18 protein-coding genes and 2 pseudogenes are annotated in these 22,090 nt (G+C 72.9%); 15 read left to right on the top strand and 5 right to left on the bottom strand.

Translation table 11 applies throughout. The features are described from left to right. Positions 1-26 precede the first annotated feature (26 nt). Positions 27-1,034 (top strand): ABC transporter ATP-binding protein, encoded by a 1,008-nt coding sequence (locus QK442_RS15255; RefSeq protein ID WP_282694621.1) that lies wholly within the window; start codon positions 27-29, stop codon positions 1,032-1,034. A gap of 5 nt (positions 1,035-1,039) precedes the next feature. Beyond that, on the top strand, positions 1,040-1,852 hold the full coding sequence (locus tag QK442_RS15250) for an ATP-binding cassette domain-containing protein (RefSeq protein ID WP_282694620.1): 813 nt from the start codon (positions 1,040-1,042) through the stop codon (positions 1,850-1,852). Between the two features lie 13 nt (positions 1,853-1,865). Here the strand turns inward: QK442_RS15250 and QK442_RS15245 are convergent, their stop codons facing one another. Next, positions 1,866-3,332 (bottom strand): alpha/beta fold hydrolase, encoded by a 1,467-nt coding sequence (locus tag QK442_RS15245; protein WP_282694471.1) that lies wholly within the window; start codon positions 3,330-3,332, stop codon positions 1,866-1,868. A gap of 113 nt (positions 3,333-3,445) precedes the next feature. Between QK442_RS15245 and QK442_RS15240 the strand changes: the two genes are divergently transcribed. The 7 genes from QK442_RS15240 to QK442_RS15210 all read left to right on the top strand — a co-directional run bounded on the left by QK442_RS15240 (position 3,446) and on the right by QK442_RS15210 (position 14,003). Then, on the top strand, positions 3,446-4,354 hold the full coding sequence (locus QK442_RS15240) for a MerR family transcriptional regulator (protein ID WP_282694470.1): 909 nt from the start codon (positions 3,446-3,448) through the stop codon (positions 4,352-4,354). 107 nt (positions 4,355-4,461) lie between these two features. Next, positions 4,462-5,280, top strand: coding sequence for a VOC family protein (locus QK442_RS15235; RefSeq protein WP_282694469.1), 819 nt, complete (start codon positions 4,462-4,464; stop codon positions 5,278-5,280). 261 nt (positions 5,281-5,541) lie between these two features. After that, positions 5,542-8,535 (top strand): carbohydrate binding domain-containing protein, encoded by a 2,994-nt coding sequence (locus QK442_RS15230; RefSeq protein ID WP_282694468.1) that lies wholly within the window; start codon positions 5,542-5,544, stop codon positions 8,533-8,535. Between the two features lie 236 nt (positions 8,536-8,771). Continuing rightward, complete coding sequence (locus QK442_RS15225) at positions 8,772-10,547, top strand: S8 family serine peptidase (RefSeq protein ID WP_282694467.1); 1,776 nt, start codon at positions 8,772-8,774, stop codon at positions 10,545-10,547. Positions 10,548-10,755: 208 nt separating this feature from the next. After that, the gene (locus QK442_RS15220) at positions 10,756-11,661 is read left to right on the top strand and encodes a diiron oxygenase (RefSeq protein WP_282694466.1); all 906 of its coding nucleotides are present in this window, start codon (positions 10,756-10,758) and stop codon (positions 11,659-11,661) included. A 29-nt stretch (positions 11,662-11,690) separates the two neighbouring features. Further along, positions 11,691-13,349 (top strand): FAD-dependent oxidoreductase, encoded by a 1,659-nt coding sequence (locus QK442_RS15215; protein WP_282694465.1) that lies wholly within the window; start codon positions 11,691-11,693, stop codon positions 13,347-13,349. 93 nt (positions 13,350-13,442) lie between these two features. After that, positions 13,443-14,003, top strand: a complete 561-nt coding sequence (locus tag QK442_RS15210) for a DUF6328 family protein (protein WP_282694464.1) — start codon at positions 13,443-13,445, stop codon at positions 14,001-14,003. 42 nt (positions 14,004-14,045) lie between these two features. Here QK442_RS15210 and QK442_RS15205 read toward each other — a convergent pair whose 3' ends face one another. Beyond that, positions 14,046-14,624 (bottom strand): Type-2Aa cytolytic delta-endotoxin, encoded by a 579-nt coding sequence (locus tag QK442_RS15205; protein ID WP_282694463.1) that lies wholly within the window; start codon positions 14,622-14,624, stop codon positions 14,046-14,048. Between the two features lie 72 nt (positions 14,625-14,696). Further along, positions 14,697-15,506, bottom strand: a complete 810-nt coding sequence (locus QK442_RS15200; protein WP_282694462.1) for a LysR family transcriptional regulator substrate-binding protein — start codon at positions 15,504-15,506, stop codon at positions 14,697-14,699. Between the two features lie 102 nt (positions 15,507-15,608). Here QK442_RS15200 and QK442_RS15195 point away from each other — a divergent pair, with 102 nt between their 5' ends. The 6 genes and pseudogenes from QK442_RS15195 to QK442_RS15170 all read left to right on the top strand — a co-directional run bounded on the left by QK442_RS15195 (position 15,609) and on the right by QK442_RS15170 (position 20,932). After that, a complete protein-coding gene (locus QK442_RS15195) occupies positions 15,609-16,019 on the top strand; it encodes a DUF5997 family protein (RefSeq protein WP_282694461.1) in 411 nt (136 codons plus the stop codon). An 80-nt stretch (positions 16,020-16,099) separates the two neighbouring features. Next, on the top strand, positions 16,100-17,056 hold the full coding sequence (locus QK442_RS15190) for a universal stress protein (protein WP_282694460.1): 957 nt from the start codon (positions 16,100-16,102) through the stop codon (positions 17,054-17,056). A 34-nt stretch (positions 17,057-17,090) separates the two neighbouring features. Continuing rightward, positions 17,091-17,612, top strand: coding sequence for an NUDIX domain-containing protein (locus tag QK442_RS15185; protein ID WP_282694459.1), 522 nt, complete (start codon positions 17,091-17,093; stop codon positions 17,610-17,612). Between the two features lie 52 nt (positions 17,613-17,664). Beyond that, positions 17,665-18,462, top strand: a complete 798-nt coding sequence (locus tag QK442_RS15180) for a VOC family protein (protein WP_282694458.1) — start codon at positions 17,665-17,667, stop codon at positions 18,460-18,462. 869 nt (positions 18,463-19,331) lie between these two features. Continuing rightward, positions 19,332-19,847, top strand: coding sequence for a GNAT family N-acetyltransferase (locus QK442_RS15175; protein WP_282694457.1), 516 nt, complete (start codon positions 19,332-19,334; stop codon positions 19,845-19,847). Positions 19,848-19,925: 78 nt separating this feature from the next. Continuing rightward, a pseudogene (locus tag QK442_RS15170) lies at positions 19,926-20,932 on the top strand (transposase). Between the two features lie 222 nt (positions 20,933-21,154). On the opposite strand, the gene QK442_RS15165 reads toward QK442_RS15170, so the two are convergent. Continuing rightward, positions 21,155-21,790 carry a hypothetical protein gene (locus QK442_RS15165; RefSeq protein WP_282694456.1) on the bottom strand — a complete coding sequence of 212 codons (636 nt, stop codon included), beginning with the start codon at positions 21,788-21,790 and terminating at the stop codon, positions 21,155-21,157. 19 nt (positions 21,791-21,809) lie between these two features. Next, positions 21,810-21,929, bottom strand: a pseudogene (locus QK442_RS15160) (transposase); the annotation flags it as partial. Positions 21,930-22,090 lie beyond the last annotated feature (161 nt).

Here is a 22,090-nt window from a genome sequence, read left to right as displayed (position 1 = left end):
TCATGACGGTGCGGGGAACCAACTCCATGACAGGGGGAGAGACGAACTCCATGACCCCCACGGCACCACCTCCGGTCCTGGAGATCGACCGGCTGGAGCTGCGGCTCCCCGACGGCCGGGCCGCCCGGCCGATCCTCGACGGCGTCAGCCTGACCGTGCGCGCCGGGGAGACCGTCGGCCTCGTCGGCGAGTCCGGCTCCGGCAAGTCCGTCGCCTGCCGCAGCGTCCTCGGCCTGCTGCCGCGCGGCGCCCGCACCGGCGGCCGGGTCCTGGTGAACGGCGACGACGTCCTCACCATGGACCGGACGCGGCTGGCCGCGCTGCGAGCCCGCGAGGTCGCCATGGTCTTCCAGGACCCGCGCGCCTCCGTCAACCCCCTGCGCCGCGTCGGCGACTTCCTCACCGAGGGGCTGCGGGCCGCCGGAACCCCCGCCGCCCGGGCCACCGCCCGGGCCGAGGAACTCCTCGACGCGGTCGGCATCCGCGACCCGCGCGGCGCGCTGCGCCGCCACCCGCACCAGTTCTCCGGCGGCATGCTCCAGCGGGTCGTCATCGCCGCCGCGCTCGCCGCCGAACCGGCGCTCCTCGTCGCCGACGAGCCGACCACCGCACTCGACGTCACCACCCAGGCCGAGGTCATCGCGATCCTGGCCCGGCTGCGGGCCGAACGCGGCACCGGCATGCTCTTCGTCACCCACGACCTGGAGCTGGCCTCGGCGATCTGCGACCGGGTGTACGTGATGTACGCGGGCCGGATCGTGGAGACCCGGTCCACCGACGAGCTCTTCGACCGGCCCCGCCACCCGTACACCGCCGGGCTGCTCGCCTGCACCCCGCGGATCGAGGCCGGCTCGCCCGCGCCGCTGCCGATCCCGGGCCGGCCGGTGTCACTCGCCGAGGCTCCGCCCGGCTGCGCCTTCGCCGCGCGCTGCGCGCACGCGGTGGACCGCTGCACGGAGGAGACGCCCGAACTGGCACGGCACGGCGAGGGCTTCGCCGCGTGCCTCCGCGCCGACGAAGGGATCCTGCTGTGACCGCCATGGAGAAGGGTCCCGCCGTGGAGAGGGACCTCGTCGTGGAGAGGGGCCTCGTCGTCGAGGGACTGCGGAAGCGGTACGGGGACCACCTGGCGGTCGACGGCGTGTCGTTCGCCCTCCCGGCAGGCGGTTCGCTGGCGATCGTCGGCGAGTCCGGAAGCGGCAAGACGACCACGGTCCGGATGCTGGTGGGCCTGGAGCGCGCCGACGGCGGCACGGTCCGGCTCGACGGCCGGGACCGCTCGGCCCGCGCCCGGGGCCGGGCCGAGCGCCTGGCTCGGGCCCGGGAGATCCAGATGGTCTTCCAGGACCCGTACCTGTCGCTGGATCCGCGGATCACGGTCAGCGGCTGCCTGGACGAGGTGCTGCGCCTGCACACCTCCCTGGACGCGGCCGCCCGCGAGGCCCGGGTCGCCGACCTCCTCGACCGGGTGGGGCTCGGCTCCCGCGAGGCCGCCGCGAGGCCGCGCGGGCTCTCCGGCGGCCAGCGCCAGCGCGTCGCCATCGCCCGCGCGCTGGCCGTCGAACCCCAGGTGCTCGTCCTCGACGAGGCGGTCGCCGCGCTCGACGTGTCGATCCAGGCGCAGATCCTGGACCTGCTCCGGGAGATCCGCCGCGAGGCCGGCATCGGCTACCTCTTCGTCACCCACGACCTGGCGGTGGTCCGGCACGTCGCGGACGACGTCCTGGTCCTCAAGTCGGGCGCGGTGGTGGAGCAGGGCCCGGTGGACCGGGTCCTCGGCGCCCCGGAACACCCCTACACCCGCCTTCTGTTGGACTCCGTCCCCCGCCGGGGGTGGGCCCCCGGGACCTGAGGGGCCCGGCCGGTCAGGCGGTCAGGTGGCGGAGGACGGTGTCCATCGCCCGGACCACGGCGGCGCGGGAGGCGTCCGTGGGGTCGAGGGTCTCGAAGCCGTGCCGCCCGTCCGGTACGTCGACGAGTTCGAGGTCCGTCCCGTGCCGTCCGGCGGCGGCCAGGAAGTCCCGTACCGTCGCGGCGAAGCCGGGGTGTTCGCGGCCCGCGCGGGTGAGGACCAGGGGCAGCCGGCCGGTGCCGGCCAGGGCGTCGGCGGGCCGGAAGCGGGAGCCGACCGTCTCCCAGCCGGGCGGCGTGCCGAGCACCGGGTAGGTGAGGGCCAGGCAGCGCAGCCACGGCGGGGGCACCGCGAGCCAGTCCGTGGCGAGGAGCCCCCCGCCGGAGAAGAACCAGAGCGCGATCCGGTTGGGGTCGACCCGGGGATGGGCGCGGACCAGGTCCAGGGCCTCGGTGAGGTCGCCGGCGGCGCGCGGGTAGTCCGTGAGGGCGTGCAGCCGGTGGTCGAGGGTGACGCCGACGGCGCCCCGGCTCGCGGCGAGGCGCGCGTAGCCGCGGTAGAAGGGGGTGTCGCGCGGGGTGGGGCGGCGGCCGGCCTGGACGGGTCCGCCGTGGACGAGGACGACGGCGGGCCGGGGGGCCTCGGAGTCCGGCAGGTGGAGGTCGACGCGGCCGTGGCGCTCGCGGGGTGCCTCGGGCGGGTCGAGGAGGAACGGGGCCGTCTCGTAGGGCGGTTCGTCCTCGGACGGCTCGATCCGGTGCCCCTCGCCGGCGGCGGCCCGCAGCAGGATGTCGGCGAGTCCGTCCGGGTCCGAGAGCATCGGCCAGTGTCCGGTGGGGAGTTCGAAGAGGCCGAAGTCCGGCCCGATCCGCTCGCGGAAGTGGGCGGGGCCCGAGCGGACGAGCAGCTCGACCGTGTCGATGCCGGGCCCGTCGGCCGTGCACAGCACGCCGGTGGCGGGCAGCCGGTGGACCGCGCCGCCGAGCCGCAGCGGTTCGGTGAGGGTGCGGGCGGGCTGGGGCGTCGCGCGCTGGTCCAGGCGGGCGAGCGCGTCCGCGCCGAGGCCGTCGGGGCTGCCCCAGCGGGCCCATTCCGCGCCCCGGGGCGGTGGGACCGGCGCGGTGTCGTGCGCGAGCCGGGCGCGTACCTCCTCGTCGCGGCCGAGAAGCAGCGCGGGGTCGCCGTCGCCGGGCAGCCCCGTGGCCACGTACACGACCCGGGCGACCCGGTCCGGCCACCGGTCGGCGGCGGCGAGCACCGGGTGGATGCCGTAGTCGTGCCCGACGAGCACCACCTCGGGGTCCTCGATCCGGTCGAGGAGCCGGAGCAGCGCCTCCACGTGGGTGCCGAGTCCGGCGCCGGGGTCGGTGTCCGGCGTCACCGGGTGCGCCCCGGCCCCGGCCGCCCGCAGCCGCGCGGCCACCCCGTCCCACAGCCACGCTCCGGTGAAAGCCCCTCCGACCAGGACGAACGCAGTCATTCCCGCCTCCTCGTGCTCGTGTCCCGCCAACGGTCCCCGGCAGGTTAGGAACTCCCCCTGGGGGAGGTTCCACCATGCGCGGCGGGGGTTAGGGTCGGTGGCGGGAGGTGCGCGTGACGGGGGCGGACGGGACGTGGAGCATCGGGGAGCTGGCCGGGCGGGCCGAGGTGACCGTGAAGACCGTGCGGTACTACTCGGACCGGGGGCTGCTGCCGGAGGCCGGGCGCAGCGGCGGCGGGCACCGGCGGTACGGGCCCGGGGCGCTGGTCCGGCTGCGGGAGATCCGTTCGCTGCGCGCCCTGGGCCTCGGGGTGCCGGAGGTGGCGCGGGCGCTCGACGGGGACGACCCGCTTGAGGCGGTGCTCGCGGCGGAGCTGCGGGGTGTCGCGCGCGAGCGGGCGGCGTTGGCCTGGCGGGAGGCGTCGCTGCGACTCCTGTCCGAGTGCGGGGGCGCGGAACGGGCCGAGCTGCTGCCCCTGTTGGGCGCGTCGGCACTGCCGCCGGACCCGGACGCGGTGGTCCGCTTCTGGCGCCGGGCGCTGCCGGTCCGGCTGCCGGGGCCGCTGGTGGCGCGAGTGCTCGACGCGGTGGTGCCGGGGGTACCGAACGAGCCGTCGCCGGGGCAGGTGCGGGCCTTCGCCCGGCTCCACGCGCTGGTCCGCGACCCCCGGCCGGGGCGGGTACCGAGCCCGCCGCTGCGGGGCGAGCGATACCGGCCCGCAGTCCTGTACGAGGGGCTGGCCGAGGCGTACGACCTGGCGGGCGCGGAGGTGCGGGCGGGGCGGCCGCCCGGGGGCCGGGGCGTCCTGGACTGCTTCGCCGGGGCGTACGCGCTGGCCCTTGGGGAGCCTGACTCCCCCGCCTTCCGCGGCCGGCTCGTGGAGCTGCTCGCCCGGGAGGACACCGAGGTGATGGTCCGGTACTGGAAGCTGGCGGCGCCGCTCCTCCCGCCGGACCGGCCCCCTCTCGGCCTGCTGCACCACCACCTCACGGAGGCGCTGACCGCCGCCCGGGCCGCCTGACGTCCTGGGGGCCGGCCGGGTGAAGGGGGGTGTGCCGGGGTGCGGGCGCGGGAAGGCGCGCGGGGAGCGTGCCCGGTCGGCGGGCGCGCCGGCAAGGAGGTGGTCCGGTGACGGGGCCGACGACGGCACAGGCGCTGGGCGCGCCGTGCTGGCTGAGTCTGGCGACGCGGGATCTGGCCGCGGCGGAGCGGTTCTACGGCGCGGTGCTGGGCTGGACGTTCCGGCCGGGCGAGCTGGAGGCGGGTTCGGCATACGCGGTGGGTGAGCGGGACGGGGTGCCGGTGGCGGGGATCGCCGAGCTGGCGGCGGAGCTGGCGCTGCCGGTGGCGTGGACGGTGTTCTTCGCGGTGGAGGACGCGGACGAGGCGGTGTCCAGGATCCGCGAGCGGGGCGGCACGGTGGGCGTGGGGCCGGTGTCGTACCCGCCGCAGGGGCGGGCGGCGCTGGCGACGGACCGGGACGGGGCCGCGTTCGGGGTGTGGGAGGGGCGGCTGATGTCCCGCTGGCAGGTGGGCGAGCAGGGTGCCCCCGCCTGGGTGGAGCTGCACACCCGGGACGCCTTCGACGCGGCCGTGTTCTACGGCGGGGTGCTGCGCTGGGCGGAGGACGTGCCGGGCTGCTGCGAGACCTCGTACGAGGAGGACCGGGTGGTGCTGCGCCGGGACGGGGTGCCGGTGGCGCGGCTCGACAGCGGCCCGGTGGAGACCGCGTCGCCCCGGCCGCAGCTGCGGCCGCGCTGGCTGGTGCGGTTCCGGGTGCCGGATCTGGCGGCCTCGGCGGCGGCGGTGACGGAGCACGGCGGTTCGGTGGTGCCGGGCGGCGAGTGGGGCGGGGCGCGGGAGCCGGGGACGGAGGGCGGGCGCCGGGTGGTGGTGCGGGACCCGGACGGGGCGCTGTTCACGCTGGAGGCGGACGGGACGCACTGAGCGGTACGGGGATCAGCACGAGTACGGGTACGAGGCCGGCCGGCTTCGTACCCGTACCGCTTCCCGGGTGGCGGCCGCCGGAAGAAGCGCACCCGGCGATTCGAAACGCTCCGACGCGGACTCTTCACACGCGCGTCCCACGGGGGTAACTTCCCCGCGACGCAAGAACTTTCCGCAACTTTCCGCATGCGCTTCCAAGGGTGCCGATCCCCGTTCCTCCACCGGCGCCCCGTTCGCGCATCCCCCGTCTGGAGCATTCGGATGACCCCCACCCGTATACGGCCGCGCGGGCGCGCCCTCGCGCTGCTCGGCGCCGCCGCCGGGCTCGCCGGCCTGGTGGCCGCGCCGCCCGGCACCGCCGCCTCCCCCGTCACCGCCGTCACCGCCGTCCCGGCGGCGGCCGTCGCCGAGAACACGGCGACGGTCCACTACTGGACGAAGACGAAGAACTGGTCGGCCCACCACCTGCATTACGCGCCCGACGGCGGCGCGTGGACCACCGTCCCCGGCGTGGCGATGGAACCCGCCTGCACGGACTGGGTGAAGAAGACCGTCAGCCTCGGCTCGGCCACGGGCCTCCAGGCCACCTTCAACAACGGCACGGGCACCTGGGACAACAACGGCGGCCGGAACTACGCCCTCGGCACCGGGAACATCACCGTGAAGGACGGGGTGGTCGCCCACTCCGACCCGTGCGCCGACGCCCCGCCGCCCGCCTCGAACAAGGCGACCGTGTACTACTCCTCGGCCTCGCTCGGCTGGTCGACGGTGAACGTCCACTACCAGCCGGCCGGCGGCGCGTGGACAACCGCGCCCGGCCTCGGCATGACGGCGGTCTGCGCCGGCTGGTGGAAGCGGGAGCTCGACCTCGGCGCCGCGGCCTCCCTCAAGGCCGCCTTCAACAACGGCAACGGCGTGTGGGACAACAACGGTGGCTCCGACTACACGATCGGCACCGGCACCTCCACCGTCCGGGACCGGGTGGTGACCGCGAACGCGACCGACCCCTGCGCCGCCACCCCGCCCGACACCCAGGCGCCGACCGCCCCGGCCCGGGTCACCGCGACCGCCGACGGCGTCTCCGTCCTGCTTTCCTGGGACCCCGCCACCGATGACAGGGGCGTGACGAAGTACCAGGTCACCAGGGTCGGCGGCACCGGCGGCACGGTGGTCACGGACGTCGGCTCGACGGTCTTCTCGGACACCGGCCTCGCCGAACGCACCACGTACACCTACACGGTGAAGGCGGTGGACGCCGCCGGGAACGTCTCGGCCGCCTCCGCGCCCGCCACCGCCACCACCGGCGACAGGCCGCCCGCCCCCGCGAACGGCAAGCCGCTCGGCACCGACCCGCGCAAGGACCCGATCTACTTCGTCCTCACCGCCCGTTTCCACGACGGCGACCCGTCGAACAACCGGGGCGGCAGCCAGCACGTGAAGTCGGGCAACGCGGCCGACGACGACCCCATGTTCCGGGGCGACTTCAAGGGCCTGATCCAGAAGCTCGACTACATCAAGGGCCTCGGCTTCTCCGCCGTCTGGGTCACCCCGGTCGTGCTCAACCGCTCGGACTACGACTACCACGGCTACCACGGCTACGACTTCTACAAGGTGGACCCGCGCCTGGAGTCGGCCGGCGCCTCCTACCAGGACCTGATCGACGCCGCCCACGCCAAGGGCATGAAGATCTACCAGGACGTCGTCTACAACCACTCCTCCCGGTGGGGCGCCAAGGGCCTGTTCACGCCGACCGTGTACGGCGTCCGGGACTCCCAGTGGAGCTGGTACTACGACGAGAGGCAGCCCGGCTTCGAGTACGACGGCCTGACCGTCGACCCCAAGTCCGGCAAGTCGTACTACAACGGCGACCTGTGGTCGACGGCCGAGCCCACCGGCAACACCTGCGTCGACTGGGGCAAGCCGACCGGCGGGAAGAGTCCGGAGGGCTACACCCTCTACAACTGCCAGTGGCCGAGCCCCACTTCGGGCATGTTCCCGAAGTCGCTGTACCACCGGTGCTGGATCGGCAACTGGGAGGGCGAGGACTCCCGCTCCTGCTGGCTGCACGAGGACCTGGCGGACCTGAACACCGAGAACGCGACCGTCCAGAACTACCTGATCGGCGCCTACGACAAGTACATCGACATGGGCGTCGACGGCTTCCGCGTCGACACCGCCGTGCACATCCCGCGCACCACCTGGAACCGCCGCTTCCTGCCCGCCATATACGACCGGGTCGCCCAGCGGCACGGCGCCGAGGCCGCGAAGAACTTCTTCGTCTTCGGCGAGGTCGCGGCCTTCGTCAACGACAAGTGGAACCGCGGCTCGGTCAACCACTCCGCGCAGTTCTACACCTGGAAGGAGCGCAAGGAGTACGACGCCGACGACGCCAGGGCGGCCCTGGAGATGTACGACTACGAGCAGCAGCAGGGCACCGGCAACCAGCCCACCTCCACCAACGCCTTCCTGGACGGCAACAGCTACCACGCGCCCGACCACAGCCGCTTCTCCGGCATGCACGTCATCGACATGCGGATGCACATGAACTTCGGCGACGCGTACAACGCCTTCTCCAACGGCAAGGACTCGGACGACAGTTACAACGACGCCACCTACAACGTCGTCTACGTCGACAGCCACGACTACGGGCCGAACAAGTCGAGCGAGCGGTACGCCGGCGGCACCGACGCCTGGGCCGAGAACATGTCCCTGATGTGGACCTTCCGAGGCATCCCGACGCTCTACTACGGCTCCGAGATCGAGTTCCGGAAGGGGCAGAAGATCGACTGCGGGCCCTCCTGCCCGCTGGCGACCACCGGCCGCGCCTACTACGGCGACCACCTCGCCGGCACCGTCACCGCCTCCGGCTTCTCCCGGGTCTCCGAGGCGAGCGGCCAGGTCGCGACCACCCTCCAGCAGCCCCTGGTCAGGCACGTCCAGCGACTCAACGAGATCCGGCGGGCGATCCCCGCGCTCCAGACGGGCCAGTACTCCACCGAGGGCGTCTCGGGCGGAATGGCGTTCAAGCGCCGCTACACCAGCGGCTCCACGGACAGCTTCGCGCTCGTCACGGTCTCCGGCGGCGCCACCTACTCCGGCATCCCCGACGGCACCTACACCGACGCCGTCACCGGTGACGTGAGGACCGTCACCGGCGGCACCCTCTCGGTCGGCGCGCCCGGCAAGGGCAATCTGCGGGTGTACGTCCTGAACGGTCCCGGGAAGATCGGCACGGCGGGCCCCTACCTGAAGTAGGAGTGCACCTGCGGACGACAGCGGGCGAAGAGGGGGCGGTCACAGGAAGATCGCCCCCTTTTCGCCATGCTCAAGTCAAGATTCTGTTACATGAACGGGCTTCTCGGACAGAACGCTTCCCTCCGCCCCGCCCGTCTGGGATCTTGCGTCCACCCCACACATCACAGGGCCCGGCCGGCGCCACCCGCGCCACCGGGCCATCGGAGGACGCATTGTTTTCCCACATATCCGGCCGGATGAGAATCGCGGCGACCCTTCTCGGCACGAGCCTGGCGCTCGCGGGCCCGGTCTCCTTCGCCCAGGCCGCTCCGCTGGACAACGAGCCGCTCGCGGCCCGCGCCCTGTCCGAGGCCCGCGCCGCCGCTCCGGCGGCGTCCACCGCCTGGGCCGCCGGCACCCGCGCCTACCTGGTGATCACCACCCCCGGTGACACCACGGCGGTCCGCAACGCGGTGGCCGCCAACGGCGGTTCGGTCTTCTCCTCCTTCGACGCCATCGGCGTGATCGTCGCCCACTCGACCTCCGCCTCCTTCGCCTCCACCATGCGCGGCGTCCCCGGCGTCCAGAAGGTCGGCGCGACGCGCACCTCGGACGTCCCGGCCGACGCGTACAACCCGGCGCTCCCGGCCAACCCGGCGCAGTCGGCGGCCCCGACGACGGAGCCGGTCCGCTCGGACATGACCCAGATCAAGGCCGACCAGGCCTGGGCCGTCAACCAGGGCTCCGCCACGGTCACGGTCGGCATCCTGGACACCGGCGTGGACGACCAGCACCAGGACCTGGCGCCGAACTTCAACGCCGCCGACTCGGTCTCCTGCGCCTACGGCAAGCCGGACACCCGCGTCGGCGCCTGGCGCGACGTCGACAAGCACGGCACCCACGTGGCCGGCACGGTCGCCGCCGCCAAGAACGGCAAGGGCGCCATCGGCGTCGCCCCGGGCGTGAAGATCTCCTCGGTGCGCATCGCCGAGCCCGGCAGCACCCTGTTCTTCGCCGAGAACACCATCTGCGGCCTCGTGTGGTCCGGTGACCACGGCTTCAAGGTCACCAACAACAGCTATTACACGGACCCGTGGCAGTTCAACTGCCCGAACAACCTCGACCAGGCGGCCATCCTGGAGGGCGTGGGCCGCGCCCAGGCGTACGCCGAGAGCAAGGGCTCCCTCCAGGTCGCGGCGGCCGGCAACGCCAACTACGACCTGGCCAACAAGACCACCGACTCGTCGAGCCCCAACGACTCGACGCCGGTGAACCGGACGATCACCAACGACTGCCTCGACATCCCGGCCGAGCTGCCGGGTGTGGTCACGGTCGCGGCCAACGGCACCAGCGGCACGTCGAAGGCGTCGTTCTCCAACTACGGCCGTGACGTCATCGAGGTCTCGGCGCCCGGCGAGTCCGTCTACAGCACCGTCCCCGGCGGCAAGTACTCCTCGCTGAGCGGCACTTCGATGGCCTCCCCGCACGTGGCGGGCGTCGCCGCGCTGATGGCCAGCGCCAACCCGGCGTACACCCCGGCGGACATCCGGGCCAAGCTCGGCGAGCAGGCCACCGACCTGGCCTGCCCGTCCGACGCCCGGTGCACCGGCACCACGGCGAAGAACAGCTTCTTCGGCGAGGGCCGCGTGGACGCGCTGAAGGCCGTCGGCGACTCGACCCCGCCGCCGCCCGGGAAGTACTTCGAGAACCTGACCGACGTGGCGATCTCCGACAACACCACGGTCGAGAGCGCGATCACCGTCAGCGGTGTCACCGGCAACGCCCCGGCCGCCCTCAAGGTGGGCGTGGACATCAAGCACACCTACATCGGTGACCTGAAGGTCGACCTGATCGCCCCCGACGGCTCGGTCTACACCCTGCACAACCGGTCCGGCGGCAGCGCCGACGACATCCTCCAGACGTACACCGTCGACGCCTCCTCCGAGGTCGCCAACGGGACCTGGAAGCTCCGCGTCAACGACAACGCCAGGGCGGACACCGGGAAGATCGACGCCTGGAACCTGACCTTCTGACGGTCGGACAGCACCCCGAAGGGGCCGGAGCGGACCACGCTCCGGCCCCTTTCGCGTGCCCGGACGCGGCCCCGCCGAAAAAGTCCGTACCGAGGGGTAGCCCACACGACACCCTTGCTATACGTTCCGTCTAACAAGCTTGCTAGACGCACCGTCTAACAAGCGGGGACGACCACGAGCCGACCGCGTGACCCGAGGAGCCGCAACGATGGCCAGCAGCACCGTGCGCCCGGACGACCACGACCAGGACGACGTCGCCGAGCGGCTTCTCCGGTCGGCCGCCAAGCTGAGCTACGACCCCGCCGTCGAGGTCGACTGGGACACCCCGCTCGACAAGGACTTCCACGGCCAGAGCCCCGAGTGGAACAGCCTCTACGGCACCGCCTACTGGAACGAGATGACCGAGGAGCAGCGGAAGGAGCTGACCCGCCAGGAGTCCGCCTCCGTCGCCTCCACCGGCATCTGGTTCGAGATGATCCTCCAGCAGATGGTCCTCCGGGACGTCTACCTCACGGACCACACCGACCCCCGCTTCCAGTGGGCGCTCACCGAGATCGCCGACGAGTGCCGCCACTCGATCATGTTCGCCCGCGGCTCCCAGAAGCTCGGCGCCCCCGCCTACCGGCCCAGGCGGGCCGTCATGGAGCTCGGCAGGGTCATGAAGACCGTCGGCTTCGGCGAGGCCGCCTACGCCGGCATCCTCGTCGCCGAGGAGGTCCTCGACGTCATGCAGCGCGACTGGATGCGCGACGAGCGGGTGGTCCCCTTCGTCCGCACCATCAACAACATCCACGTCGTCGAGGAGTCCCGGCACATGAAGTTCGCCCGGGACGAGACCCGCCGCCACCTCGCCCGCGCGAGCCGGGCCCGCCGCCACTTCCAGGCGCTGATCGTCGCCATCGCCGCGTACTACATCATCACCAGCCTGGTGAACCCCGACGTGTACGTCCGGGCCGGCCTCGACCCCGAGCGCGCCCGCCGCGAGGCCGCCGCCAACGAGCACTACAAGGCCCGGCTGCGCGCCAGCTGCTCAGGACTCATGGAGTTCCTCGGCGACGTCGGCATGCTGACCCGCCCCGCCGTCTTCTTCTACCAGCGCGCCCACCTCCTCTGACCCCGCACGAGCCGAGCCGAGTCGCCGCCATGACCTACGCCATCACCCAGACCTGCTGCTCCGACGCCACCTGCGTCGCCGTCTGCCCGGTCAACTGCATCCACCCGACGCCCGACGAGCCGGACTTCGGCACCACCGAGATGCTCTACATCGACCCGAAGAGCTGCATCGACTGCGGGGCCTGCGCCGACGCCTGCCCGGTCGACGCGATCTTCCCGGTCGACCGGCTCACCGGGTCCCTGAAGCGGTACGAGGCGGTCAACGCCGCCCACTACGAGGGCCGCGCACCCGTCCCCGTCCTCGCCTCCCCCACCTTCCACCCCTGGGGCGAGCCCTCCTTCACCCGCTCGCTGCCCTCCGACTTCGCCCCCATCCGGGTCGCCGTCGTCGGCACCGGCCCCGCCGGCATGTACGCCGCCGAGGACCTGCTGCTGCACACCAACGCCGAGGTCACCCTCATCGACCGGCTCCCCGTGGCCGGCGGGCTCGTCCGCTACGGCGTGGCCCCCGACCATCCGGGCACCAAGGGCGCCGGCGACAGCCTCGCCCGCTTCCACACCCACCCCCGGGCGACCGTCCGGCTCGGCGTGGAGATCGGCAAGGACGTCACCCCCGAGGAGCTGGCCGCCCACCACGACGCCGTGATCTACGCGGTCGGCGCCCCGTCCGACCGGCGCCTCGGCATCCCCGGCGAGGAGCTGCCCGGCAGCCTCTCCGCGACCTCCCTCGTCTCCTGGTACAACGCCCATCCGGAGACGGCGCCCGAGACGGTCGCCCTGGGCGCGGCCGAGCGGGTCGTCGTGGTCGGCAACGGCAACGTCGCCCTCGACACGGCCCGGATCCTCGTCTCCGACCCTGCCGCCCTGGCCGGCACCGACATCGCCGACCACGCCCTCACCGCCCTGCGCGGCGCCCGGGTCCGCGAAGTGGTGCTGCTCGGCCGACGAGGCCCCGAGGACGCCGCGTACACCGCCTCCGAACTCCTCGCCCTCGGCCACCTGCCCGGCGTCGACCTCGTCGTCGACACCCACGACCCGCGGATCGCGGAGGCGATCGACGCCGCCGCCCCCGGCGACAAGGCCGCCCTCCTGAAGGACGTGGCGCGCGAGACGGTGGACTGGACGCGCGGACCCGCCGCCGGCCGGCGCCGGATCGTGCTCCGCCTCCACTCGGCACCCGAGGAGGCCGTCGGCCCGGATGCCGTCCGCGCGGTCCGCGTCAGCGGCGCCGGCGGCCCCGTCGAGATCCCGGCGGGCCTGCTCGTCCGGGCCGTCGGCTACCGGGGCGTCCCCCTCTCCGGCCTGCCCTTCGACGAGGCCACCGGCACCGTCCCGCACACCGCGGGCCGCGTCGACGGCATGCCCGGCACCTACGTGGTCGGCTGGATCAAGCGCGGCCCGTCCGGCGGCATCGGCGCCAACCGGGGCTGCGCCGCCGAGACCGTCGGCAGCCTGCTCGCCGACGCCGTCGAGGGACGCCTGCCGAAGCCCACCGGCTCCGCGAGGGCCTTCGAGCGGCTCGCCCGCCGCCGCAGCGGCCGACTGGTGGACGCCCGCGGCCTCGCCGCCATCGACCGGACCGAACGGGCCCGGGGCGCGGCGGCCGGCCGGCCGCGGGTCAAGCTCGCGACGGTCCCCGAACTGGTCGCGGCGGCCCGCCGGGGCCGACTGCGCGGGCCGAGGGGCTGACGCGAGCCCGATTGCGGAAGGCGGACGGGGTCGGGCGGAGAAGACGCGTCCGGGTCGGGGCATACGGGGCGGGCGCGGGGGCACCCGCCCCGTATGACCACCGTGGAGAACGTCCGGCACGACGACGGACGGGGGGAGAGCCCTGCGCAGCGGGCGGACCGGCGCTGGGGCGAGCTCCTCCAGGAGCTGCGGGTCGCCCAGACCGGCACCCAGATCCTCTTCGGCTTCCTGGTCGCCGTCGTCTTCCAGCCGCGCTTCGCGGAGCTGGGCACCACGGACCGGATCATCTACGTGGTCACGGTCTGTCTGGGAGCGGCCACCACGGGGGCGCTCGTCGCACCGGTGGCCGTGCACCGCCTGGTGGCCGGGCGCCGGCTGAAACCGGAGGCGGTCTCCTGGGCGGGGCGCCTGACGCTGGTGGGCGTGGTGCTGCTCTACCTGACGATGGTGTCGACGTTCCTGCTGATCATGCGGATGGTGCTCGGCGACAGTCTCGCGGTGTGGCTGGTCGTCGTGATGGCGCTGTGGCTGGCGCTCTGCTGGTTCGTGGTGCCGTTCATCGCCCGGCGCAAAGGCACCACCGGCGGAAACGGGAACGGGAACGGGAACGGGAACGGCGGGTCGGTCGACGGCTACGGGCCGTGGCCGCGCTGAGGGTCCGGCCCGGGACGGCGGGCCGGCGGGGTGGGGCCGGGATCAGGCCGTGACGGGCAGCGGGCGGCGCAGCACGATCGCGTTCAGCCCGACGGCGAACGGCGCCGTGTCCGTCAGAGCGAGCCCGAGGACCTGTTCCTTCGGCAGGTCGACGGTGACGTCCACGCAGAACGCGAGCGCGTGGAGGGCGTCGCCCGCACCCTCGTCCTGGAGGGCGAAGAAGAGGTCCCGGTAGTAGCGGGTGCGCTGCCCGGACTCCTCGTAGAAGGACAGACCGGGCTGTCCGAGCTGCTCACCGAGGCCGGTGAAGGCGGCGACCAGCTCCCGCTCCACGGTCTCCCAGAAACCCGCCTCCGCGCACGCGGCCGGCAGCGCCTGCCGGACGGCCTCCTTCAGCGAGAGCACCATGACGAGCAGCGGCGCGTGCTCCTTGAGCCCCCAGCCGCGCACCATCCGGACGACGGTGCTGTCCGGGACGGCGGCGGCCGCCTCGCGGATGGCCTCGAAGTCGAAGTTGACGGTGGCGGGGGCGATCGCCTCCTGGAAGACCCGGTCCATCGACCGGGCCTCGTCGAGGTGGGCGGGCGCCACCTCGATCACGGTCCTGAAACTGGCGGCCAAAGACTTCTCCTGTTCTCGCAGCCCACTGGGGTGGGCTCTTGATCGACAGGAGGAGTATGCCGAGGGGGTCCCTCAGGAGCGGCGGCGGGGCTTCCCGCCGCGCCCGGCGGTGCCGCCCTTGCCCCGGGCGGGCTTCGCGGACCGTGCGGGCTTCGCGCCGGTGGCCTTCGTCGCCTTCTTCGCGGCTCCTGCGGTCTTCTTCACGGGTGCCGCGGACGTCCCGGCGGTCTTCCGGCCCTTCTGGGCCTCCGCCCGCCGGCCCCGGGTGCTGTTGACGGTCCGGCCCCGGACGATCCCGATGAACTCCTCCACCAGGTCGGGGGCCTCCTCCGCCTTCGGCCAGGAGAGCGCCACCCGGGACTGGGGGACGCCGGTGATCGTGCGGTAGGTGAGGTCCTTGCGGTGGTGCAGGCGGGCCAGCGACTGCGGGACGACGAGCACGCCGACCCCGGCGGCGACCAGCTCGATCGCGTCGGCGGTGGTCTCCGGCCGCTGGAAGGCGGGCCGGCCGGGCGGCGCCTCCCAGTCGAGGGTGTCGTCGAGCGGGTGCAGCACCAGCTCCTCGGCCAGGTCCTCCGGGGTCAGCTCCTCGGCGGCGGCGAAGAGGTGGTCCTTGGGCACGACCACCACGGTCGTCTCCTCGTACAGCGGGATCGCGCTCAGGTCCTCGCCGTCGACCGGCAGCCGCAGCAGCGCGGCGTCCGCGGCCCCGTCCCGGAGCGCGCCGAAGGACTCGCCGGGCGTGACCTGGACGAGGGTGAGGGGGACGTCGGGCAGCCGCTGCCCCCAGATCCGCACCCACTTCGAGGGCGTCACGCCGGGCACGTAGGCGAGCCGGAAGGACGGGGCGTCCGGGGCGGGGGGCGGCGGGGAGTCTGTCACTCCGCAAGACTACCCGCGGGCGGGCCGCCCGTCGGCCCGTCGGCGCAGGTGGGAGGGCGGCCGTGGTCGGAGGAGGCCCGGGTCCTCGATACCCTGGACCCCATGACGTCGTACCAGAACACCCAGACGATGAAGCCGGCCACCGCGGCCAAGAAGCTGGGTGTGTACCTCGAGGCCACCCCCGCCGAGTTCCGGGAGGGCGTGGTCTCCCGCTCCGAGCTGAACGAACTCCAGGCGAACCCGCCGGCCTGGCTGAAGGAGCTGCGGCAGAAGGGCCCGCACCCGCGCCCCGTGGTCGCGGCCAAGCTCGGCGTCTCCATCTCCGGTCTCGCCCGCGGCGGGATCACCGAGGCGCTGACCACCGAGCAGATCGAGGCCCTGAAGGCCGAGGCCCCGGAGTGGCTGGTCAAGGAGCGCGCCATCCAGGCCGAGGTCCGCAAGGAGAACGCGCGCCTCAAGGAGCGCGACGCCCAGCGCGCGGCCGAGCAGGCCGCCCGCGAGCAGGACGCCTGACCCTCCCGTAAGAGCCCGTAGGGGCCAAAACCCCGGCCCCATCGGCGTGGCGCGGCGCCGGACGAGGGAGGCATTCCCTCATGAACGACCCCACGCACGAGCTCACGCACAAGACGGCCGACCGGCCCGTCGTCGCCGCCGTCGACGGCTCCGAGCACAGCCTGCGCGCCCTGTCCTGGGCGCTGGGCACGGCGGAGGTGATGGACGCGCCGGTCGTCGTGGCGCACGTCCGCTCCGAGGCCCTCCAGCTGGGCGCCGCCCGGATCGCCTCGCTGGGCGGCGACCCGGAGCTGCCGGACACCGTCCTGAACGCGGTGCGGACCGTGGTGGAGGACCGGGGCCCCGCCGTGCCGGTGCGGTACGAGTCGCTGGACGGGGCCGTCACCGAAGCGTTGCCGGCCGTGGCGCGGGGCGCGCGGCTGCTGGTGACGGGTTCGCGCGGGCGCGGCGGTTTCGCCAGTCTGCTGCTCGGTTCCACCGGCCGGTCGCTGGCCGCCCGCTCGCCCTGCCCGCTGGTGGTGGTCCCCCACGAGGCACGGACCGCGTCCCTGGACAGCGGCCCGAAGGCCGGGCGGGTCCTGCTCGGCCTGCACCCGGAGGAGACCCCCGACGAGGCGGTGGACTTCGCCTTCGAGACGGCCGGGCAGCGCGGCGTACCCCTGGAGGCGATGACCGTGCTGCGGCTGCCGCCGAACCCCGCGGCGCTGGCCGCGGCGCCCTCCCCCGCCCTGCAGGTGCCTCCGCCGCTGCCGCTCGCGGACGACGCCGAGGATCTGCTCGCCGAGGCCCGGCGGGAGCAGGAGACGCGGCTGCGGCCCTTCGCCGAGCGGTGGCCGTCGGTGGAGCTGGTACGGACGGTGGAGCCGGGGGACGCGGCGGGCCTGCTGGTGGACGCCTCCGAGGAGGCGGCGCTGCTGGTCGTGGGCCGGCACCACCGGCACCGGATCGCGGAGCTCCTGGTGGGCTCGGTGGCCCACGCGGTCCTGCACCACGCGACCTGCCCGGTGGCCGTGGTCCCCCCGGCGGCCACGGCCTGACCCCGGTGTCGGCGGCGGCTGGTAGACAGGGCACATGACCACCGACAGGTACGCCCCCGATCCCGCCGCCGCCTCGCGCAACACCCGCCCGCCCGTACCGAGTGCCGCGCTGGGCGCCGGGATCGTGGTCCTCGACGGACGGGGCCGGGTGCTGCTCGGCCTCGACCGGTCGGGGGTGTGGGAGCTGCCGGGCGGCGGGGTGGAGCCGGGCGAGTCGATCGAGGAGGCGGCGGCGCGTGAGCTGGCCGAGGAGACGACGCTCGTCACGGACCCGGGGTCCGTCGAGGTCGTCGGACTGCTCCTGGACACCGTGACCTCCTCCGAGCTGACCCGGATGACGGCGGCGACGGTGGTGCGGGCGTTCTCCGGGACCCCGGCGGTGGCCGAACCGGAGAAGATCGAGCGCTGGGAGTGGACCTCCCCCGAGGAGCTGCCGACAGCCCTCTTCCTGCCCTCCGCCCAGGTCCTCAGGGCGTGGCGGCCCGAGCTCGCCGTACCGGAGGCGCCGTTCCACCGGTACGCGCTCCGCCGCGCGGGACGGGCGGCTCGTGGCTAGCGTGGGCCACGAGCCACGTAAAACCTCATCGATCGGAAGCGAGAGTCACGTCATGGCCGCACGACCCGAGGGCACCCCGGTCTGGACCGACGCGATGTTCACCGACTCCGAGGGCGCCAAGACGTTCTACGACGACGTGCTGGGCTGGACCTTCGGCGAGGCGTCGACGGAGTTCGGCAACTACACCCAGGCGTACAGGAACGGGAAGGCGGTCGCGGCCGTCGTCCCGCCCATGCCCGGCGGCGACACCCCGCCGCAGTCGGCCTGGTGCCTCTACCTCGCCTCGGACGACGTCGCCGCCACGGCGGAGAAGATCAGGGCGGCGGGCGGCACGCTCCTGACGGAGCCGATGAAGGTCGGCGACTTCGGCTCGATGTGCATCGCCCGGGACCCGGCCGGGGTGGTGTTCGGCCTCTGGCAGGCCGGCATCCACGAGGGCTTCGAACTCGAAGGGGAGTCCGGCTCGTTCGTGTGGGCCGAGATCTTCACCCGGGAACCGGAGAAGACCGACGCCTTCTTCACGGAGGTCTTCGGCTACCGCACCAAGAAGATGGTCGGCGAGGGAATGGACTACAAGGTCTTCGACCTCGGCGCCGATCCGGTCCTGGGCCGGATGCGGATGCCCCCGGAGGACTTCCCCCCGGAGATCCCGTCCTACATCCAGGTCTACTTCGCCGTCGACAACTGCGACCTGGCGGTCGCGGCAGCCGAACGCGCCGGCGGCCGCAAGGTCTTCGGCCCGCAGGACAGCCCTTTCGGCCGCTTCGCCGCCCTCCTCGACCCCCAGGGCGCCCCCTTCGCGGTCATCGACGTCCGAACCCGCGTCGGCGAGCCGCCGACGATGGAGTAAGCCCCTCACCCGTTCGTTCAGGCCCCCGGATCGCCCGGCAGATCTCCACACCGGTACGGCCCACGACGACAGGCCACGCGCCCCTGAGGGAGTCGGGCAGCAGCCTGCGGTCCTCGTCCCGCTGGATCACGGTCGGCCCACCCGGGACGACGAGCACGGCATCCAGCCGATGCAGCAGGAGGGCCAGGAGGTCCATGATCCCGCCCCCTTCGCAACGGTTGAAGGTGATGCCGGCCGGGCCGCTGAAGTACACCCCCTGCTTCCTCTTCCTCCGCCGTACGTACCAGCAGGAAGTCCATCCCGGGGTCCCGCGCCACCACATAGGGGCCGAGGACCTCGTGCGCGGCACTCATGTCCAGCGGCGCCGGCTCACCGTTCTCGAACCGGACCACGAAGAGGTCAAGACTCATGGGGTCCTTTCTTGACCTGGTGTTCTGCGATGAGGACTACGCCTCCGACGTGTGCCTGCCGACCGGGACCACCGGGGCCGAACTGAGGGCCCAGGTGACCTGCGGAAAGCCGCTCCCGCCTGCCACGAAAGGCCCCGGACGAGTCCCGTAGGAACCCCTAGCAGCCCTGCCCGCCCAGCAGGGCAGGCCCGCAGTCGGCTGGCCTCGCGCTTTCATGAGCCCGCGCGCCTGAGCATGGCCGGCATGTCCCGAAGCGCTTTTGGCCTGGTGCGATTGGGCATTCCTGGGGTGAAGACAAGTGGCGGGTGATCGTCGGTCGAGCAGGCTCCGGGAGGTTCCGGGTCTTCTTCGGTGGCCCCGAACGGTGCTGCAGGCGTCGCGCGGCAAAACTCCTTGCCGATCTGCAGATGGGGACCTATCGTCGGTCGGCCCGCACCGCCCCCGACCCGAAGGCTGTCGATGTCCGTCCGCCCCGCCGTCGCCGGCGACGCCGACTTCCTCTGGCGCATCCTGCTGGAGGCATACGACTGGAACGGTGAGCAGCGGTTCACCGCCCAGCAGCTCGCCGCTGAGCCGCAGGCCGCGCGCTACCTCGTCGGCTGGCCCCGCAGGGACGACTTCGGGGTCATCGCAGAGACCGACACGGGCGAACCGATCGGTGCGGCCTGGGCGCGGCAACTCCCCGAGAGTGAGCCCGGATACGGCTACGTCGCTCCGGACATTCCCGAGCTCACCCTCGGCGTGTTGCCCGAACACCGCGGCCGGGGGCACGGCCGGGCCCTGCTGGAGGCGCTGATCCAGGTCGCCGCTGAGGGACCGACCCCGGTCGCTCGACTCAGCCTGAGCGTCGAGGACGGCAACCCCGCCGTGCACCTCTACACCGCCTTCGGCTTCACCCGAGTCGGGCGCAGCGGCAACTCGGACACGATGGTTCTGGACGTCCAGACCTGTCCCACGCCACTGAACGGTCGTTGATTCCCAGGCGGGAACCGGTCTCGGGTTTTCACGCGCGGGACTGTCCGGGTCTTGATCAAAGAAACAGAGAGAGCGCCTCTGCCCTGCAGTGGGTTGTATCCGCGTGTCCGCGTCCGGGGCGACGGTGCGGGGGCGGTCTCGCAGGCCGGCGGTGTGCTGCTGGTGGAGGCTGCTCGCCGGATCGGCCTGACGCCGCGTTGTCGGCGGCGACTGCCTGTCGGATGTGGCGATGCCGCAGGCCGAGCCTGCCGTGTTCGGACTGGTCGCATCCGACCTGACGGTTTCCCGGCGGGTCGACACCCTCGCCGCGGGCGGCGAGGTGATCGTGGACATCGACAGCATGCTGGTCCAGGCGCACTCCGAGAAGCAGGACACCGCCGCGACCTGAAAGAAGACCTTCGGCCACCATCCGCTGATCACATTCATCGACCACGACCGCGAAGGCACCGGCGAGCCTGTCGCGGGCCTGCTGCGGCCCGGGAGCGCGGGCAGCAACACCGTGAGCGACCGCATCGCCGTCGCCCGGCAGGCGCCGGCCCAGCTCCCGAAGCAGCACCGGCGCGGGCGGCGGCCCTTGATCCGCACCGACTCCACCGGCGGCACCCACGAGTTCCTCAACTGGCTCACCCGGCGCGGCCGGTGGCTGTCCTACTCGGTCGGGATGGTCATCACAGACGCCGTCGACCAGGCCGCCCTGCAGGTCCCGGCCTCGGCCTGGACGCCAGCCGTCGAACCCGACGGCGACGTGCGCGACGGCGCCTGGATCGCCGAGCTCGCCGACGGCGTCCTGAAGGGCTGGCCGATTGGCATGCGGCTGATCGTCCGCAAGGAACGACGCCGCCCAGAACCGGATCTGGCTGGAGATCGTCCAGCTCGCACTCGACCTGCTCGCCTGGATGCCGATGCTCGCGCTCACGAGCGAGGTCCGGTGTCGGGAGCCCAAGCGCCTGCGACTGTTCTCCGCCGCTGCCCAACTCGTCACGACCGCACGCCGCCGTTGGCTCCGCATCGCCCGCCACTGGCCCTGGACCCACGTCATCACCGCCGCCTTCGACCGCCTGCAGACGCTGCCGAACCCCGGCTGACCAGCAGCGACGTCCCATCCCGACAAGCCGCCCATGCCCGGAGCAGTGGAACCCGGCGCCCGCCCGACGCGACAGCCGGGTGATCAGCCTGCCCGCCGCCAGCCCGAACAGCCGAAGCGGTCCGCCGGGCAAACCGACGGACCGTCACGAAAGATCGAGGCTAGTACTCCATCTATAGAGCGTGATCTTGTCAGCAGGGACCACGGCCTCCATGAGTTCCTGTTAGTACCAAAGAGTTAGCCCGACTGCGCCCACTCCCGTGCGCGCCGCGTAACGCAGCACCCGAAGGGGGCCGTCGATCAACTCGTCGATGTCGCAGTTCGGGTCGTCCGCCATCTCGTCCAGCCACATCCGTATGCGGGCGGTCACACGGGCCCGACGCGGCGGGGGAAGGAGGAGCGCTTGCTCGGCCGCGGGGAGCGCGGCACTTACTTGGGCGGCATCGAACAGGAACTCCCCGCAGCAACCTGGGATTCGGAGTGCCGTGTCGCGGCCAAGCCCCCACATGAGCGCCGCCCCGCCGTCGCCCCTGGGTACGGCAGAGCAGAACATGCCCTTGCTCTCCTGCTGTGGGACCGCGTGAAGCAGGTAGTCCTGAAACTCGTCCACCTCGGTCTCGTCATTCCGGACTCTGTGGACCGCGTCGGCGAAGCGCACGATTTCGTCAATGCGCGCCGCCTGCTCGGATGTCCCGTCGAGCAATTCCTCGGGCGCAAGAGGCTCGCACCACTGGCTCATGTCGGCGGACGACATCGGCCACGTGCCGTGGACGCCTGCAGCGTCGGGGAATCGGCGACGCGCTTCCTCAATCCGATCGTCCGCTACCGCTCCGACCACCCAGACCCCCATTACGCCCATCCGCACTCCTTACATCAACGATGGCAGCGTGCCCGGCCGAGGGAGAGTAGAGGAGGTGGGCAGCCACCTGGCAGTTCTCGATACGCCCGAAGGCGCCAGTGTATTGGCGTTGCACCCTGACGCTCGCGGTGCCCTTTTTGTCGAGCGGAGCGAGGAGGCCGGGTTCCGCTCGTACGGCAATCAGTGGGAGCTGCCGGACCCTACGGAACACGCCGCGCTGGCCGTCTGTCTTTTCGGGTGGGCCGGCTTGGAGGATCTGATCTACTCAGGACGCCCGTGCTCCAGGGTCTGTAACGCAGG

The sequence above is a fragment of the Streptomyces sp. CC208A genome (genome assembly GCF_030010625.1).
In the GTDB taxonomy this organism is placed as follows: domain Bacteria; phylum Actinomycetota; class Actinomycetes; order Streptomycetales; family Streptomycetaceae; genus Streptomyces.
The sequence above is the reverse complement of the archived record's forward strand: the minus strand, read 5'-3'. Positions and strand labels throughout refer to the sequence as shown.

Excerpts from the sequence above, each read along its gene's own strand:
- QK442_RS15255 (WP_282694621.1), top strand. The coding sequence starts at position 27 with ATGACAGGGGGAGAGACGAACTCCATGACCCCCACGGCACCACCTCCG.
- QK442_RS15250 (WP_282694620.1), top strand. The coding sequence starts at position 1,040 with ATGGAGAAGGGTCCCGCCGTGGAGAGGGACCTCGTCGTGGAGAGGGGC.
- QK442_RS15245 (WP_282694471.1), bottom strand. The coding sequence starts at position 3,332 with ATGACTGCGTTCGTCCTGGTCGGAGGGGCTTTCACCGGAGCGTGGCTG.
- QK442_RS15230 (WP_282694468.1), top strand. The coding sequence starts at position 5,542 with ATGACCCCCACCCGTATACGGCCGCGCGGGCGCGCCCTCGCGCTGCTC.
- QK442_RS15225 (WP_282694467.1), top strand. The coding sequence starts at position 8,772 with ATGAGAATCGCGGCGACCCTTCTCGGCACGAGCCTGGCGCTCGCGGGC.
- QK442_RS15220 (WP_282694466.1), top strand. The coding sequence starts at position 10,756 with ATGGCCAGCAGCACCGTGCGCCCGGACGACCACGACCAGGACGACGTC.
- QK442_RS15215 (WP_282694465.1), top strand. The coding sequence starts at position 11,691 with ATGACCTACGCCATCACCCAGACCTGCTGCTCCGACGCCACCTGCGTC.
- QK442_RS15210 (WP_282694464.1), top strand. The coding sequence starts at position 13,443 with ATGACCACCGTGGAGAACGTCCGGCACGACGACGGACGGGGGGAGAGC.
- QK442_RS15195 (WP_282694461.1), top strand. The coding sequence starts at position 15,609 with ATGACGTCGTACCAGAACACCCAGACGATGAAGCCGGCCACCGCGGCC.
- QK442_RS15190 (WP_282694460.1), top strand. The coding sequence starts at position 16,100 with ATGAACGACCCCACGCACGAGCTCACGCACAAGACGGCCGACCGGCCC.
- QK442_RS15185 (WP_282694459.1), top strand. The coding sequence starts at position 17,091 with ATGACCACCGACAGGTACGCCCCCGATCCCGCCGCCGCCTCGCGCAAC.
- QK442_RS15180 (WP_282694458.1), top strand. The coding sequence starts at position 17,665 with ATGGCCGCACGACCCGAGGGCACCCCGGTCTGGACCGACGCGATGTTC.
- QK442_RS15175 (WP_282694457.1), top strand. The coding sequence starts at position 19,332 with ATGTCCGTCCGCCCCGCCGTCGCCGGCGACGCCGACTTCCTCTGGCGC.
- QK442_RS15165 (WP_282694456.1), bottom strand. The coding sequence starts at position 21,790 with ATGGGCGTAATGGGGGTCTGGGTGGTCGGAGCGGTAGCGGACGATCGG.